Consider the following 17,112-nt stretch of genomic DNA (forward strand, 5'->3'; position numbering starts at 1 on the left):
GAAAAATGCGATTAAGTTTATTGAGTTATATAAAAATTTTCTTAGTTTAGCCTATAATGATTATAAAGGGGTAACTTCTTAGGTCAATCTTTATAAGTATTACGAAGTTAGCTGGAAATTCATTTATTGCTTTTACCAGTAAAATGCAATAAATGTAAAGAAACACAATATATCCTTCAAGGATAAAGGGGATGGCATATGAATACTCAAGACTTTTTAACCAGTTATACCAAACGCTTTGTCGATAGCAAAGAAGAAGAGATGAGTTTGGAAGAATACCTGGAATTGTGTAAAAATGACCCTTCAGCTTATGCCAATCCAGCGGAGCGCTTGTTAATGGCCATAGGCGAGCCTGAAATGACCGATACGCGTCATGATCCTGTTTTATCAAGGATCTTTTCCAATAAAATCATCCCAAGATATACTGTATTTCAAGATTTTTATGGCATGGAAGAGCCGATTGAGCAAATCGTTGGTTTTTTAAAGCATGCAGCCCAAGGCTTAGAAGAAACCAAACAAGTCCTTTATCTCTTAGGACCTGTAGGAGGGGGTAAATCTTCTATTGCTGAAAAATTAAAAGATTTAATGGAAAAAATACCTTTTTATGCCATTAAAGGTTCACCCGTATTTGAGTCCCCTTTATCCTTATTTAATCCAGTTGAAGATGCTGAGTTACTCCGAGAACGTTTCGGGATCCCCTCTCGATACCTACGTTATTTGATGTCACCATGGGCAGTGAAACGTTTACATGAATACAACGGTGATATTAGTCAATTTAGAGTAGTTAAAGTCAGACCTTCACGATTAAAACAAATTGCTGTTGCCAAAACAGAGCCAGGAGATGAAAACAATCAGGATATTTCTTCACTGGTCGGTAAAGTAGATATTCGTAAATTAGAAGAACATTCTCAAGATGATCCTGATGCATACAGTTACTCTGGCGGATTGTGCCGGGCAAACCGTGGTCTTTTAGAGTTTGTTGAAATGTTTAAAGCACCAATCAAGGTGTTGCATCCCTTGTTAACAGCGACCCAGGAAGGTAACTACAATGCAACTGAAGGCTTATCCTCCATTCCGTTTGAGGGAATTATTTTAGCGCATTCGAATGAATCTGAATGGCAATCATTCAGAAACAATAAAAATAATGAAGCATTTATAGACCGTATTAACATAGTCAAAGTGCCTTATTGTCTGCGCGTTTCCGAAGAAATTAAAATTTACCAAAAACTCATTGATAACAGCTCTTTGACTCATGCCCAATGCGCTCCAGGTACTTTGGACATGCTAGCGCAATTTTCTGTTTTAACTCGTTTAAAAGAGCCGCAAAACTCCAGCATTTACTCCAAAATGCGGGTGTATAATGGAGAAAGTTTAAAAGACACTGATCCCAAAGCAAAATCATATCAGGAGTACCGCGATTTTGCCGGTGTCGATGAAGGAATGAGTGGTGTATCAACACGCTTCGCTTTCAAAATCCTTTCTAAAGTGTTTAATTTTGATCATAGTGAAGTAGCCGCAAACCCTGTGCATTTAATGTATGTGTTGGAACGTCAAATTGAACAAGAACAATTCCCACAAGAGGTACAGGAATCCTATTTGGGCTTTATCAAAGAATATCTTGCACCCAAATATGTGGAGTTTATTGGTAAAGAAATTCAAACAGCCTATTTGGAATCATATTCTGAATATGGCCAAAACATCTTCGACCGCTATATCACCTATGCCGACTTCTGGATTCAAGATCAGGATTATCGTGATCCAGATACTGGTGAAATTTTTGACCGTGCCTTATTAAACCAAGAGCTTGAAAAAATAGAAAAGCCAGCTGGAATATCGAATCCAAAAGATTTTCGTAATGAAGTGGTGAATTTTGTTTTACGTGCTCGTGCGAATAATCGCGGTAAGAATCCAGTGTGGAATAGCTATGAAAAATTAAGATCAGTAATTGAGAAAAAAATGTTCACTAATACTGAGGATTTGTTGCCCGTTATCTCCTTCAATGCCAAAGCATCTGAAGATGACAAGAAAAAACATGAAGAGTTTATTTCTCGAATGGTTGATAAAGGATATACACGCAAACAAGTACGTTTGCTTTGTGAATGGTATTTGCGAGTTCGTAAGTCACAATAATAAAAAACCTTCTCTCACACCTATGAGAGAAAGCTAAAGTACTGGTGTAGTTTGGGCGAACGCATAAATCGTAGCCCGGGATTTACGGTAATTTTCCTTAGGTTAGGGCTTTTCGCTCAACCTACAAATAGGTGCAAGTTTTTATGTGGGGCTAAATTATGTCGCAATTGATTGATAGACGACAAAACGCAGGAAAAAAAAGTACGGTTAATCGCCAACGTTTTCTTCGCCGTTATAAAAATCAGATCAAACGTGCCGTCTCCGATGCTGTTGGCAAGCGAAGTATTACTGAAATTGACCAGGGCGAACAAATCACAATTCCTGCCAAAGACATTTCTGAACCAATGTTTCATCGGGGACAAGGTGGGCACATTGAACGTGTATTACCAGGAAATGATAATTTTATTGCTGGCGATAGAATAAGAAGACCCAGTGGAGGTTCGGGGAGCGGAGGCGATGGCTCAGATGCCAGTGATAGCGGTGAAGGCGAGGATAATTTTGTTTTCGAACTATCTCGGGAGGAGTTTCTGGATCTGTACTTTGAAGATCTTGAATTACCGGACTTGGTGAAAAAAGAGTTGGCGCGCATTAGTACCTTCAAAACGATAAGAGCGGGCGTAACTACAAGTGGCATTCCTAATAATATCAATGTCCTTCGCTCAATGAAACAAGCAACCGGCCGCCGAGTTGCTTTGGCATCACCCTACAAAAGGCAATTAAAAGAAGCTGAAGAAGAATTAGAGCAACTGCAAGCTCAACCTGTTCCAGATGCTGAAGTCCTGAAAAATCTGCAAAAAAAGATTGAGCATCTAAAGAAGAAAATACACACCGTACCGTTTATAGATACCATTGATCTAAGATATAACTTTCGCGTTCGTGTTCCCTCACCTTCGACTCAAGCAGTTATGTTCTGTGTTATGGATGTATCCGGTTCAATGGATGAGGCAAAAAAAGACATTGCAAAACGCTTTTTTATCTTACTTTATATGTTTCTCACCAAAAATTATGAAAAAATTGAACTGGTATTTATCCGGCACCATACTTCCGCTAAAGAAGTGAATGAAGAGGAGTTTTTTTACTCGCGCGAAACTGGAGGCACCGTAGTTTCCAGTGCCCTGGAACTCCTGAGTACCATTATCGAAAGCCGCTATCCACCAGAAGCTTGGAATATCTATGTGGCGCAGGCATCAGACGGGGATAACTGGAATGCAGACTCTCCCTATTGTCAGGAGCTGCTTCAAGATAAAATTATGCCTCTGTTACAATATTTTGCTTACATTGAAATTATGCCACGTCATCACCAAAGTTTATGGGAAGTATATCAGCTCGTAAAAGAGCGTTACCCTAATTTTGCCATGGAAAATATTGATACAGTGGCGGATATCTATCCCGTATTTCATGAGCTATTTAAAAGGAAGACTGCATGAAAAAGAAGAAGCCACTATCCACGGGTGCAGAATGGACCTTTGAATTGATTCAAGACTATGATCGTGAAATTGCACGCATAGCCAAAGATTTTAAGTTAGATACTTATCCTAATCAAATAGAAGTTATTACTGCAGAGCAAATGATGGATGCTTATGCTTCAGTAGGTATGCCTATAGGTTATCATCATTGGTCCTTTGGCAAACATTTTGTCAGTGTTGAAAAAAGTTATAAACGTGGACAAATGGGCTTAGCCTATGAGTTGGTTATTAATTCAAACCCTTGCATTTCCTATCTCATGGAAGAAAATACCATGGCCATGCAAGCCTTAGTGATTGCTCATGCCTGTTATGGTCATAACTCATTTTTTAAAAATAATTATTTATTTAAAATGTGGACTTCTGCCGATGCCATCATTGATTATTTGGTATTTGCAAGAAAATACATCAGTGATTGCGAGCAACGCTATGGCATCAATGAAGTGGAAGCAGTCTTGGATGCGTGTCATGCCCTCATGAACTATGGAGTGGATCGCTATAAACATCCAACCCCTTTATCCATACAGGAAGAAAAAATTCGCCAACAAAACCGCGAAATTTATATGCAATCTCAAGTCAATGAATTATGGCGGACCATTCCTCAAAGCAGACAAGTTACCGAACAAGCTAAGATGAAACGTTTCCCGGAAGAACCACAAGAAAATATTTTATATTTTATTGAAAAAAATGCCCCTTTATTAGAGCCTTGGCAGCGCGAAATCGTGCGTATCGTACGCAAAATGGCTCAATATTTTTATCCCCAAGGCCAAACTAAGGTGATGAATGAAGGATGGGCCTGCTTTTGGCACTATACCCTTTTGCATGCATTATACGACGAAGGTCTAGTAACTGATGAATTCATGCTGGAAGTCTTGCAAAGCCATACCAATGTCATCATGCAGCCGCCTTATAATAGCCCTTATTATAATGGCATAAATCCTTATACCTTGGGATATCATATGATGCAAGACATCAAGCGGATTTGTGAAACTCCTACCGAAGAAGATAAAGCATGGTTTCCTTATTTGGCCAATACAGATTGGTTAAGCAGTTTAGATAACGCGATGCGTCATTTCAAAGATGAAAGTTTCATTGCCCAATATTTATCCCCTAAATTAATTCGTGATTTAAAATTATTTCATATCGTAGACGACGATCGTAGTCCAGAGCTTTACGTCAACGCAATTCATAATGAATCAGGATATCAAAAAATAAGAGAAGCGTTATCAAGGCAATACAATCTAGGTTATTTGGAGCCTGATATTCAAATTTATTCTGTTGATTTACAAGGTGATCGCTCAATGACGTTACGGTACACCCAGCAAAATAGAGTACCTTTGGGGCAAGCTACAGTCGATGTTTTGAAACATCTCTACTTTTTATGGAAATTTCCTATTGTTTTGCAAGCAGTAAATTCCGAAAATGAGAACACCGAAGAATATCATTGTCCGCCATTAGCTCACGGCCCAAATTAAATCAATTTCTTCCGTTAACTCATATATTTTTTATGCAAGAATTTTTGTGCTAAAAATTCCAGGTTACAACGTTTTCACCCTTATTCTGCTCCCCAGGTAAGTTTTTACTCGGTTGAGTTTGAGCGCAGGTCACGACCTGCGCTCAAATAGCCGCTCCCTCATACAGCGCACCCGGGTGCATAAGCTCCCTATGCATTATTTTATTGGCTTATCCTTTTCAATAATGGTAGTACTTGCGTACAATTTAACAGCACCTTCTGTATAGGGATCCAGGTTAAACACTGTACCAAAAACCTTGGCTGCTGCCTCATTTGTATTGAGATACCAATCACTAATATCGTCAGAGTAATATTGAACAATCATAGGCTTAAAGAGTGCATATGCCGTACCAGCCTGCTGTCTTGTACCGAGTCGTGCTTTCACAAAATATTTATTGCCTTTAAGCGCCAGATTTAGTAGTTCTACTGTTTCTTTGAGGGTACTAGGGGAAATTGCTTCGACTGGAATTGAATCAATTGAGTAAATTTTTACGGTGACAGCAAGATTATCACCAAAATAATGAACCCGATTAATAAAAGAGGCTAAAGCACGTGCTTTATCCTCATCACACACCGTAATTTTGATTTCCATTTCCAGTCCATCGCCGGTCAAATCCCCTACATGCACGCAAGGATCAGCATTTAGGGTAGCACTCAACTGATTTTTTAATAAATACCAGGGGGGAAGAAGCATCTGATTACCTTCCTGTGCCATTGAAGTGACGCTGCTTACCATAAAACAAAAGAATATACCTAGGAATAATCCTGCTTTTTGATTCATTATGATTTTCCGTATTATTTAAAAAAAGAAAAAATGCCTCCGTAAGCATAGAGTCTGTTTACATTTCTCTCGTTTAAGTCAAATAGGTCTGATTTTCGAGTACCGAGCACAGAAAATCAGGCTACTTGACCAAAATAATAGAAATATAAACAGACTCTCAGCGGCATTTTGAAATTACTCTAACGCCATTTCAATGGCAAAGGCCAACGCCAATTTAGAAAAGTTTGTCATGTGTTCCAAGCTTAGTCTGTCCATAGTATCCTTAGAACTATGAATGTAAGGGTTGTGATCTTCAAAATTAGACTCGCATGGGAATGCCGCTGGAATACCTACTTCATCCCATGAAGCATGGTCGCTGCAGCCATAGCCACATTCTGAATACGCAACTGGAACTTGCACATAATTGCTGATTAATTCTGCTACGAAATGACTTAAACTCTCGTCTGTATAATCGGTAAACACCCACATTGTTGGATCTTTAGGATTCACGCGATAACCCGTCATATCAAACTGAATCGCGGCTTTTACTGGAATCGAGTTATCCATAAAATGCTCAACAACATACTGAGAGCCTACTAAACCTCGCTCTTCAGCGGCATACCAAATAATATAGATTGGACGTTTAAACGTTGTTTTTGAAGATAACAAAATTCGTGCCATTTCCATAACCGATGAGGAACCGCTTCCATCATCCCCAGCACCAGGCATACGTCCATCAAGCGTGTCCATATGTGCTCCAATCACTATTGCAGGCGCCTTGATGTCTTTGCCAATGACGGTTACTAACGAAGGTTGCTTATAATAACTACCTGTTTTCACGAAAAAGGTTGCTGTATCAATACGACCACTTGCAGCGACCATGTCATCAAAAGTTTTTTTCAACCATTTTGCCGCATCCACACCAGTATCTTTGGTAGCTGAACGATTATGGAATGAAGTAAGTTTCGTCAAAGTGTTCCAAATATTATCTGGAGTTACATACTGTAATGCTTCATTAACTTCATCTGGGTGTTTCAACTCATATACTGTGCTTTGTGGTTGTGTTGCTTTAATTGTTTTTTTGTGCAGGACTCTTTCGGCAGATTGCTTTTTCGCTGGCAGCAAAGAACCGAGTATGTGGTGGCTAACATTCACAAAACGGCCGCAATTTACTTTATCTGCCAGATGACTGAGAGCATCCACATCTGCTGCAGGAATATCAATGATTTTAAATTGTTTATTTTCCGCCAAAACCTCATACGGAGTAGCAATTTTTGCTGCAAGGCATTGAGGCACTTGCAACTGTTCATGAACAGGGACACTTGTAGCCAAAACATTAGTACTGGCAAGCACCGAGCCCACTGCGATAGAGGTCATCCATTGATTCAAACGCATTTCTACTCCTATGTTAAATTAAATTCCAAGCATCTTCACATCGTAAAAGTTCACTTTACCTAAATTCTGCGGTTGGATCTACTGTTTAATTTAAGTTTTATTCAATAAAAAAATAACCACATGACTTTTTTTTGCTCTATTTGCTATTGATAATCATTTTCATTTGCGCTACAGTTTGAACCCCAATCCATTAGTTGAGCAAATAAATGGCAGCAAATAGAAAAAGATTCAAAAAAATTCCGCGTTATGTTGCTCTGGCGTCACTTACTATCGGCGCTAGTTTAATTCTTGGCTTTTTAAGTTTTGGTGGTATGTATGCATTGTATCCTATCTTACCTTTAGCATTTGCTGCTTTTGGCCTCTCCGTAGCCTATGAGGGCGAAGTTTATTTACAAAATATTAAAGGGGCTTTTAAGAAGCTCTTTAAAAGTAATTTCCTGGAAAATTATCTGGCTAAAGAATATTTGTTGGAGAATTTTCCTCAAAATACTGATTCTGATGAGTGCCCTCAATTTTTCAAAGATTATGAAGCACAACTTAATCTCCTGAAGGACTTTAATCATAAGCAACTTAATAAAGAAAGTAGGAAGCGCAAAAAGCAAATAGAAAAAACGCTGACGGACATGGAAAAATGGTTTGCTTTGCAATTATTTGCAACCCAAAAAAAGCACAAGGATGAAGAAGAAGAAAAAAAACTATCCCAATATACAAAATCATTAAGGGACTGGTTGAATGCTCATGGGCAAACAGAGTGGCAAGAACGCTTAGAAAAACGGCAATCAACTTTTAGTTTTGTTAAAGGGTTCAGCCTGATTGCTGGAATGTTCATGGGGCTTGGTAGTACCTACCTCATTGTGGAAGCATTTAGCGTAATTCCTTTAATGGCCGCCATTCCCTTTGCTTTTTGGCCAATCCTCATTCTTCCCATGGCAGCAGTTGCTGGAGCTGCTTATGGCATGTTGACCTACAATACAATCACCGATCTCATTAACAATGACACCATCAAAAAATGGTACACCAAACTCAAAAATGACTTAAGCCAAGGCATAACAGCCCGTAATGTCTTGATGACATTTACTGCTTTATTTTTAGTGGGTTTAGCCCTTGCGCTTACTGTGTGTACTGCAGGTACTTGGTGGACTGTGGCAACCAGTGCTCGTCCTTTATTTGAATGGATGAAAAAAATACCCAGTTTTGTGATGGGGATCATCAATCCCATCATCACTGGATTATCCGCGATATCGTTTAATATAGAAAACTCTTCTGAGTCTCTGGAAATGATCTATGAGGCTACAGATCCCAAAACCAATACCACCAACATATTTCAACGCGCCTACAAAGCTATTGCCGATGGGTTCACCCATGTATGGGATACTGAAAATTGGTTACAGATGGTTAACCCATTCCGTATCCTGTTAAAACTAACGATTACCCCATTACGTCTTTTGCTTTTTTTGGGTCACTTAGTAAGCGTTGCCCTGACTTCAGATCGCATGCCTGGGGTGCCCCAAATAGTAGCTGCTCTTGTGGCAATCATCAGCGAGGGATTCGAAGATGCGCACTATTTCATTGGCTCAGATTCTGCACCAAAAACATTATTGGAAGAACGCTTGAGTTCTGAAGCAGAGCATAGTGAAGATATTCCATCCAAGCTCCTTAAAATAATCGCTTCGCCTTTATATTTTCTTGCAGCTGCTTGGGATTGCTTGGCCAGTAAAAAGAATTCAGCCCCCATTGATGAAACCACTGTTGCAACCAGAAGACTGACTTTCAAACAAGCATGGAATAAACAGCTGAGTATACCCGATGAAGAAGATGTAACGTTAGCTAAAGACGCAAAGCGTCCCTCAAAAGAATGGAACGTCGAGCATACAGTATCTCTACTTGAAAAGTATGAAAGAAAGCACCTTGATACGGTCTGGTTTGGTGAAGAAATCGCAGATGCTAAAAAAGACGAACTGCAACAATTAAAAACTAAAGTTAGAGAAACAACTTCTAATGACTCTTTGAATAAGGTACTTACAGAAGCAAAAAATAATTCTGTCTATAATCGACATCGTTTATTTGCCATGCAGGATGATGAACCAACTACCACTAAAGAGTTTATTGGGGCATTGCCTGAACGCGTTAATTTAATTTAATATGCACTTCACAGATAAACGGCGCGCACCCCACCATCCCTATTTACCAAGAATGGGGATGGGCATTTCTTAAAAAATTCCATCCTTCAATGTAACATAGAAACCTGAAGGCATGTGGCTTAAAGAGCCTTTCACATGCCATAAGACATAAAGATAAACTTTCAAGCACTAGGCCAGATATAATACCAATTAATTTCAATAATTCGCTTGTACCCATAAATTTTCATTTTATGATTCGAGTCGATAATGACTCTATATTTTGAACAAAACATTTTTGCAGGTAAACTTGATAAAATTTTCTCTATAGATGTTTTAACTATAAGAGCTCATTGTGCTACCAGATTATTAGCACCTAAAATTTTTTTATAAACCGTTGCAATATGATTATAGAGATATTAAACCGATATATATTCTGGGGGGATAATTGAAAAAAATTCTGATCCATGCTGTAGCTTTATTTTTTCTCTTTATTAATATCTGCAGTGCGCAACAACGAGAAGTTGCGATTACGATTGATGACTTACCTCTTGTTGAGCTTCCCTATGAAATGTTTGAAAATATCGTTCATAGCTTCGTGAAACATCAAGTTCCTGCAATGGGTTTTGTTATTGGCGGCCGAGTCAATAATGAAACCTTAAAGCAACTTCTGTTATTTAAGCAACACGAATTGGAGTTAGGAAACCATACTTATTCCCATGTGAATTTAAAACGTGTTTCTTGTAAAGAATACATTAATGATATTATTAAAGCGGATACAATTCTTGCGCCGTTTATGTCACAGCCAAAATATTTTCGTTACCCTTATCTGGCTGAAGGAACTTTATGGCGAAAAAGCATTGTTCACCATTATTTACATAATAATAACTATATTGTCGCTCCAGTCACCATTGATAGTAGGGATTTTGAATTTAATATAGAATTAATAAAGCAACTTGGACAGAATCCAAGTGCACCAATAACTGATTTAAAAAAGCGTTATCTTGAATATGTTTGGCAACGCACATTAACTGCTGAAAAAAACACCCCTGGAAAACAAATCTTGCTTTTGCATGTCAATTTGCTGAATGTTTACTTTTTAGATGATTTGCTGAGCATGTTTGTAGAACATGGCTATCACTTTATTTCACTTAGTGATGCATTAAAATCGTAATAAAGGTCTAATGAAATTTGTCGCCCAGGTAAAACAAAATAGAACCCCGGGTTCGGCTCTACAAGCCTTAACCCTTGCTACAATTTTTAAAAAAATAGATGGATGTATCTAATTACTTTGCAGCAACAACTCCTTAGCATGGGATCGCGTTTGTTCTGTTATTTTTAATCCGCCAAGCATGCGCGCTATTTCATCTATTTTTTCAGTAGATTGCAGTAAGGAGATATGGGTAAATGTCTCTTGGTTGTTGCTCCGCTTTTCTACCATAAAATGGTTATTGGCAGCAGCAGCGACCTGAGGTTGGTGTGTGACGCAAAATACTTGCAAACGCTCCCCCAATTTACGAAGCATTTGTCCTACGAGGGCTGCTGTAGCCCCGCCAATACCTACATCCACTTCATCAAACAAGAGAGTAGGTGTCGTACCTTGTTGGGCAGTAATCATTTGAATGGACAAGCTAATTCGCGAAAGTTCACCTCCTGATGCCACTTTACTTAATAAATCAAGCTCCATACCAGGGTTAGTGCACACCTTATATTCTACTTTATCCATCCCATGAATCTGCATCTTTTCTAGAGGAGATAGTTCAATTTCCACCCATCCTTTAGGCATACCAAGTTGTTGAATACTAGCGGTAATTTCCTTTGCCAATTTTTTTGCCTGTATTTTGCGTATCTCTCGTAGTTTAAGAGCTGCTGTTTCATAGCTTGCAATCAATTGCCCCTGCTGTACTTTTAATTGAGCCAACCTGCTTTCACTATCTTGCAGTGCGTCTCGCTCTTTTTGCAAGTTTTGTGCATGCTCATGGAGTTTGCTGCTATCAATATGATATTTTCGAGCAAGTTGATGTATCGCGCTCATACGCGCTTCTATTTCATGCAAACGCTCTGGGTCAAGATGAACACGCTCTGCAAATTGCTGCATTTCATCAACTGCTTCTTCACATTGAATCAGCGCACCATTGATCAATTCAAAAGCATTTTTAATTTGGGATTGTTCTTGCGGTAATTGACCTAGTAAATGCGAAATTTGATTTAAGCTGGAACAAATATTGGGTTCATCCTCACAATTTAATAAGCGATTTATTTGTTGGCTTTTTTGCAAATACTCTCTTGCATGGTGCAGCATTTGGTGTTCTTGATACAAAGTTTCAATTTCATCTTCATGCAGATTTAACGCAGATAATTCTTCAATTTGAAATTGCAGTAATGCGATTCTGTCTTCTTGTTGTTCCTGGCTCTGTAATACATCAATTTCCTGCTGAATTTTCTGACATTGTTTATAGGCTCGGGCGACCTCATCAAGTAACGCATGATTTTTGCCATATTGATCCAATTGTTGACGATGCGTTGCATGCTGCATAAGAGTTTGATGTTGATGCTGCCCGTGAATATGGACTAGTTTTTCGCTTAATTCTTTTATTTTTTGCAACGGGAATGGCTGCCCATTAATATATGATTTGGAGCGGCCTTCTGCGTAAATCACTCGCCGCAAATAAATCTCGCCATCATCACAAGGGATATCATGTTCTGCTAGCCATAGCGCCGGCTCAGATCCTTGACTGACAAAAAATCCGGCGGTGATGTCGCATTTTTCTTGGCCGGGCCGAATAACCGAACCATCTGCTCTCTCACCTAAAGCCAGCATCAAGGCATCAATCATAATCGATTTACCCGCTCCCGTTTCACCAGTGAAGGCTGTCATACCTTGAGTAAAATCCAACTCCAGGTGTTGCACAATCGCAAACTGTTCAATGCACAAAGTTGTGAGCATGTTCTATCCTATCCTTGATGTTTGGATTCCCAACCAAGTTTTGATCGTAATGTATCATAATAATGATAATCAAGAGGATGTAACAGACGTAATTGATGACCATTTTTTTGAACAGTAACTTTTTGTCCCGGCTTGACCATTCTGGATTCATGACCATCACAGCTTACTCGCAAATCCGATTCATTAAATTGACTGATATGCAACTCAATTTTAGCCTCTCCATCAATAACCAACGGACGTGAGCTTAAGCTATGGGAAAACATGGGCACTAGGACGATTGCATTTAACTGAGGATGCATAATGGGACCACCCGCAGATAAAGCATATGCAGTAGATCCGGTAGGGGTCGATAAAATCATACCATCAGAGCGATAATGACTCACTAATTGTCGATTAACGTAGACTGAGAATTCAATGAGATGCGTTTCCTTCCCTCGTCCTAACACCACATCATTGAGTGCATCACCCTCAAAATAAGTATAATCTTCATCGTAAATGCGAGTATGTAAAAGAAAGCGCTTTTCTTCTTCATAATAGCCAGATAGTACAGCACTTAATTGCGTTTCCAGTTCATGAGGTAAAATATCGGTGAGAAATCCCAAACGTCCACGGTTAATTCCAATTACCGGGGTATCCACTTTAATCGCCATACGCGCCGCCGAGAGCAGACTCCCATCACCGCCAACCACAATGATCAAGTCATTTTTTTTTCCCATATCTTCTCTGGTTAATATGGGAATTTTTACATCAAATCCTGTAGACGTATCTACATCCTGATAGATCTGTACCTCTTGTTTTTTAAGAAAATCGATCAAACGGGATAAACTTTCATTTACCCCTTGATTCGCCCTATGCTGGCGCGCATACAAGATGATGCGTTTGAATTTAACTTTACTCTTCAATGTTTGCTGTTCTTGATGCTTTTTTTCGTTCATGTTCTTTCAATGATTTTTTTCTTAATCGAATCGAATCAGGAGTCACTTCAACCAACTCATCATCATCAATAAATTCCAACGCCTGTTCCAAAGTTAGTTTTACGGCAGGAGTTAATATAATGTTTTCGTCAGAACCTGAAGCACGGATATTAGTTAATTGCTTTTCTTTAGTCACATTCACAACTAAATCATTATCACGGGCATGAATTCCAACAATCATCCCTTCATAACAAACTTTTTGCGGTTCAACAAATAACCTACCACGATCCTGCAAGTTGAATAAGGCAAAAGCACGAGCCATTCCTTGACAGTTAGCAATCAGTACGCCATTTGCCCGCTTCCCTATTCGTCCTTTAATTGCCGGACCATAATGATCATAAACGTGATACATTAAACCTGTACCTGAGGTAGAGGACAGAAACTCATTATGAAAACCAATAAGGCCTCGGGTAGGAATCATATAGTCAAGACGTACTCTTCCCTTGCCGTCAGGAACCATATTTTGTAATTCACCTCGACGCTCACCTAGTTTTTCCATAATAGAGCCCTGATGATTTTCTTCCACATCGACAGTCAAATGCTCATAAGGCTCTTGTTGCTCACCATCTACTTCACGAATAATCACTTCAGGCTTACTGATCGCTAACTCATAACCTTCACGACGCATCGTCTCAATAAGAATGGATAAATGGAGCTCTCCACGACCAGAAACTCGGAATTTATCAGGATCGTCACAATCCTCAACGCGTAAAGCAACATTATGTAATAATTCTGTTTCCAGGCGCTCACGAATTTTTCGCGAGGTCACGAACTTTCCTTCCTGACCTGCAAAAGGTGAGTCATTGACTTGGAAGGTCATACTAATTGTTGGTTCATCCACTGAAAGCACTGGTAATGCTTCTACAACATTTGGATCACAAATCGTGTCAGAAATCTTGATGCCTTCAATTCCGGTAATCGCAATAATATTACCCGCGCTAGCCTCTTCAATCTCTACGCGCTCAAGGCCTTTAAAACCTAATAATTGCAATAATCGACCTGTGCGAATATTACCCTCTTTATCAATAATCTTGACAGCAGATTTTGCTTTAATTTGTCCGCGAGTGATTCGACCAATTCCAATTGTACCAACATAGGATGAGTAATCCAAAGAACTTATCTGCATTTGAAAAGGACCATTTGCATCGACTTTCGGCGCTTCGACTTCATCAATAATTGTTTGTAATAAAGCACTCATATCCGTAGCTTCATCTTCCAGATTCAACTTGGCATAACCATTTAATGCAGAAGTATAAACAACAGGAAAATCCAGTTGTGCATCTGTTGCACCTAAATTATCAAAGAGATCGAATACCTGATCCATAACCCAATGAGGTCTTGCTCCTGGTCGATCAATTTTATTAATCACAACAATAGGATGCAGGCCACGTGCAAATGCTTTTTGAGTTACAAAACGTGTTTGTGGCATAGGTCCATCCACTGCATCCACCAGCAGTAGTACACTATCAACCATCGATAAAATACGCTCTACTTCTCCCCCAAAATCAGCGTGTCCCGGGGTATCAACAATATTAATTTGATGATTTTTCCAATACACACAGGTGTTTTTGGCGAGAATAGTGATGCCCCGTTCTTTTTCTAAAGCATTGGAATCCATCACGCGTTCAACTTTAGGCGCTCTCTCATTTAATGTGCCTGTTTGTTGCAGTAATTTATCTACTAATGTGGTTTTACCATGGTCAACGTGGGCGATAATGGCAATATTGCGAATCTGATCAATCATAAATAACCTTTGAAGGAAAAAGCAGAGTATTTGTACATAGATTTGACATTATACATCAATATACAGCTAAAACCTATCTGCTTCGTGTATTTAAGTATAGCAAAACTTCAATTACAGTAAGAACAGCTTGAGGGTAATGCAGCAAACTAAAATCTTACTAGGGAAAATGCATCTGGTTTTTGAACATTAACAGCTTTTTACCTACTTGCAGTATGCTCCCCATATTCATTCATCCCTGCGGAGGCAGAGATCCATTTGCCATGTACATCCCAAACTTTAATAGGATATTCCATCCCTCCCAATATAATGGAAAATTAACGTAATTGAGAGAACAATTCTTAGTGGATTAATTTGAGATATGAGCTTTTTGCTGGACGGTTCCTTGCATTCGCAAGGATATAGGGCGTTTCACTCGACTGAAATTCTGCAATTTATGGGATCACTCGGGCTTGTGCACAGGATTCAATCGACCCGCTATGTGGCTGAACTGAATTTCTAACATGAAGTTACCGGCTATACTGCATTACCTCCATGCTGCAAGGTACTGGCTACAAGTTATTTTTTAGCTGCTAAAATAAGAGTGAGGGGTAAAGAATAGGGAGTAACTATGAAACAACTAATTTTACATCCCACTGACATTAGCCAATGGCATGCATTAGTTAACGAAGCACAAGCTGCAACGCAGTTGATGTTAACGGAAAATACAGAAAGTTATTTAGTATTTTTATTAATGCGCTTTTCCCAAGGACCGAGACTCATTGAATCGGTTGTTGCACTCGATTTCCTTGAATCAATGCATAGGCCAAGAACATTACAAATGGAATTATTACGCGATGTAGGGGATAAAAGCTTACTCTTTTGTGGACTATTTCCAGGAATCGCCAAGAGACGCCATGTCAGTCTTGATTATTTTTCTGAAATGGGACAAGCAGCTTATTTAACAATCGGAGAGTTAGAAGGAAAGCATACAGCTGACCTGTACATTCAACTCAGCGAACAATTTATTACACTAAAACATGTATTACAGGCAATGCGTGGAGAGTGCGTAGAACTCATTCAATCAAACCAGGACATCTTATCTTCTATAAAATTTACTTTGCAATAAATAATTCGCTATAACCTGGATGCAGCGTTGGAGCGCCAGGATGCTGAGGGGAATGAGCATCTAGTGGTAGCTTTTGCCTGCATCCTGGGAGTCCTGTTCTCATCCCTTATGAAATAGCATCGTTACATCAATAGGGTCAAAAGTATATTTCTTATTGCAAAAATCACATCGAATCGCCACTTCACCTTGTTCCTTTAGTAATTCTTTTGCATCTTCCTCACCTAAAACAGCTAAGACCTGCTTCATTTTCTCTAAACTGCAGCGGCACCTAAATTGGGTTTTTCGACTCTCAAATATTCTGAGTTCTGTTTCGTGATAAAGGCGGTAAAGTAATGTTTCATTATCTAAAGTAAGTAATTCATGCCCACTTACCGTTTGTCCTATTTGCACAGCATATTCCCAAAACTGCTCTCTTTGTACCGTATCTTGACCAGGCATTAACTGCAACAGCATTCCAGCTGCAGCATTATCATTCACAGCCAACCAAACTTGAGTAGATACTTGCTCGGATTGAGCAAAATAGTCCATTAAGTTCTCACTCATGGATGTTGATTGAATTGGTACCATACTTTGATATGAGTTGGTTTGGTTGTTTTGATTAATAGTAATAACCATCTGACCTTTAAGAAAAGCGGAGGCATATTCTTCAGTTTCCAGATTTTCAATAAATTGGGCAAAACCTCTTACATTAAACTCATGATCACATTGCACCAGTAATAAGGGAAGTCGTTTATCACCTTGAAATTGCAAGTTTAAACTGCCTTGAAATTTAATACTGGATGCCAAAAGCAGACACGAAACTATAGCTTCTCCCAACAAATTTTTAACCATTGGTGGGTAGTTCCGCTGGTTCATAATGGTTTGGTAAGTACTTTCAATATGAACAATTTCACCACGAATGTTGGCGTGTTCAAAAATAAAACGTTGAAGGGTATCAGATTCTTTCATAATGGACTCAAAATAA

The 17,112-nt window shown here is 39.0% G+C and carries 12 protein-coding genes; 6 read left to right on the plus strand and 6 right to left on the minus strand.

Features of this window, described 5'->3' with window-relative positions:
- The first annotated feature begins 198 nt into the window (after positions 1 to 198).
- From Lpar_RS02975 to Lpar_RS02985, 3 genes are all read left to right on the plus strand, one after another.
- Positions 199 to 2,130: a PrkA family serine protein kinase gene (locus tag Lpar_RS02975; RefSeq protein ID WP_058516514.1), complete on the plus strand. Its 1,932-nt coding sequence runs from the start codon at positions 199 to 201 to the stop codon at positions 2,128 to 2,130.
- Positions 2,131 to 2,288: 158 nt separating this feature from the next.
- Complete coding sequence (locus Lpar_RS02980; protein ID WP_058516515.1) at positions 2,289 to 3,557, plus strand: YeaH/YhbH family protein; 1,269 nt, start codon at positions 2,289 to 2,291, stop codon at positions 3,555 to 3,557.
- Positions 3,554 to 5,068, plus strand: coding sequence for a SpoVR family protein (locus Lpar_RS02985; protein WP_058516516.1), 1,515 nt, complete (start codon positions 3,554 to 3,556; stop codon positions 5,066 to 5,068). The genes Lpar_RS02980 and Lpar_RS02985 overlap by 4 nt, the downstream gene beginning before the upstream one ends.
- Before the next feature lie 195 nt (positions 5,069 to 5,263).
- On the opposite strand, the gene Lpar_RS02990 is transcribed toward Lpar_RS02985, so the two are convergent.
- Together Lpar_RS02990 and lapA are read right to left on the minus strand one after the other, a co-directional pair.
- Positions 5,264 to 5,887 carry a group-specific protein gene (locus Lpar_RS02990; protein ID WP_172465757.1) on the minus strand — a complete coding sequence of 208 codons (624 nt, stop codon included), beginning with the start codon at positions 5,885 to 5,887 and terminating at the stop codon, positions 5,264 to 5,266.
- A 174-nt stretch (positions 5,888 to 6,061) separates the two neighbouring features.
- Positions 6,062 to 7,261 (minus strand): aminopeptidase LapA, encoded by a 1,200-nt coding sequence (gene lapA / locus Lpar_RS02995; protein WP_058516518.1) that lies wholly within the window; start codon positions 7,259 to 7,261, stop codon positions 6,062 to 6,064.
- A 206-nt stretch (positions 7,262 to 7,467) separates the two neighbouring features.
- On the opposite strand from lapA, the gene Lpar_RS03000 reads away from it, so the two are divergent.
- Together Lpar_RS03000 and Lpar_RS03005 are read left to right on the plus strand one after the other, a co-directional pair.
- Entirely contained in the window at positions 7,468 to 9,402 is a 1,935-nt protein-coding gene (locus Lpar_RS03000; RefSeq protein ID WP_058516519.1) for a UbiA prenyltransferase family protein, read from the plus strand.
- A gap of 424 nt (positions 9,403 to 9,826) precedes the next feature.
- The gene (locus tag Lpar_RS03005) at positions 9,827 to 10,552 is read left to right on the plus strand and encodes a polysaccharide deacetylase family protein (protein WP_058516520.1); all 726 of its coding nucleotides are present in this window, start codon (positions 9,827 to 9,829) and stop codon (positions 10,550 to 10,552) included.
- Between the two features lie 108 nt (positions 10,553 to 10,660).
- Here the strand turns inward: Lpar_RS03005 and recN are convergent, their stop codons facing one another.
- From recN to typA, 3 genes are read right to left on the minus strand one after another with little or no spacing between them, the layout of a single operon-like run.
- A complete protein-coding gene (gene recN, locus Lpar_RS03010) occupies positions 10,661 to 12,325 on the minus strand; it encodes a DNA repair protein RecN (protein ID WP_058516521.1) in 1,665 nt (554 codons plus the stop codon).
- A gap of 8 nt (positions 12,326 to 12,333) precedes the next feature.
- Positions 12,334 to 13,260: an NAD(+) kinase gene (locus Lpar_RS03015; protein ID WP_058516522.1), complete on the minus strand. Its 927-nt coding sequence runs from the start codon at positions 13,258 to 13,260 to the stop codon at positions 12,334 to 12,336.
- On the minus strand, positions 13,217 to 15,043 hold the full coding sequence (typA, locus tag Lpar_RS03020; protein WP_058516523.1) for a translational GTPase TypA: 1,827 nt from the start codon (positions 15,041 to 15,043) through the stop codon (positions 13,217 to 13,219). Before typA ends, Lpar_RS03015 begins: the two co-directional genes overlap by 44 nt.
- Positions 15,044 to 15,650: 607 nt before the next feature.
- Here typA and Lpar_RS03025 point away from each other — a divergent pair.
- Positions 15,651 to 16,148 (plus strand): hypothetical protein, encoded by a 498-nt coding sequence (locus Lpar_RS03025; RefSeq protein WP_058516524.1) that lies wholly within the window; start codon positions 15,651 to 15,653, stop codon positions 16,146 to 16,148.
- 99 nt (positions 16,149 to 16,247) lie between these two features.
- On the opposite strand, the gene hslO is transcribed toward Lpar_RS03025, so the two are convergent.
- On the minus strand, positions 16,248 to 17,096 hold the full coding sequence (hslO, locus tag Lpar_RS03030) for an Hsp33 family molecular chaperone HslO (RefSeq protein ID WP_058516525.1): 849 nt from the start codon (positions 17,094 to 17,096) through the stop codon (positions 16,248 to 16,250).
- Positions 17,097 to 17,112 lie beyond the last annotated feature (16 nt).

Origin of the sequence: Legionella parisiensis (assembly GCF_001467945.1) — a bacterium.
GTDB classification, from domain to species: Bacteria; Pseudomonadota; Gammaproteobacteria; order Legionellales; family Legionellaceae; genus Legionella; species Legionella parisiensis.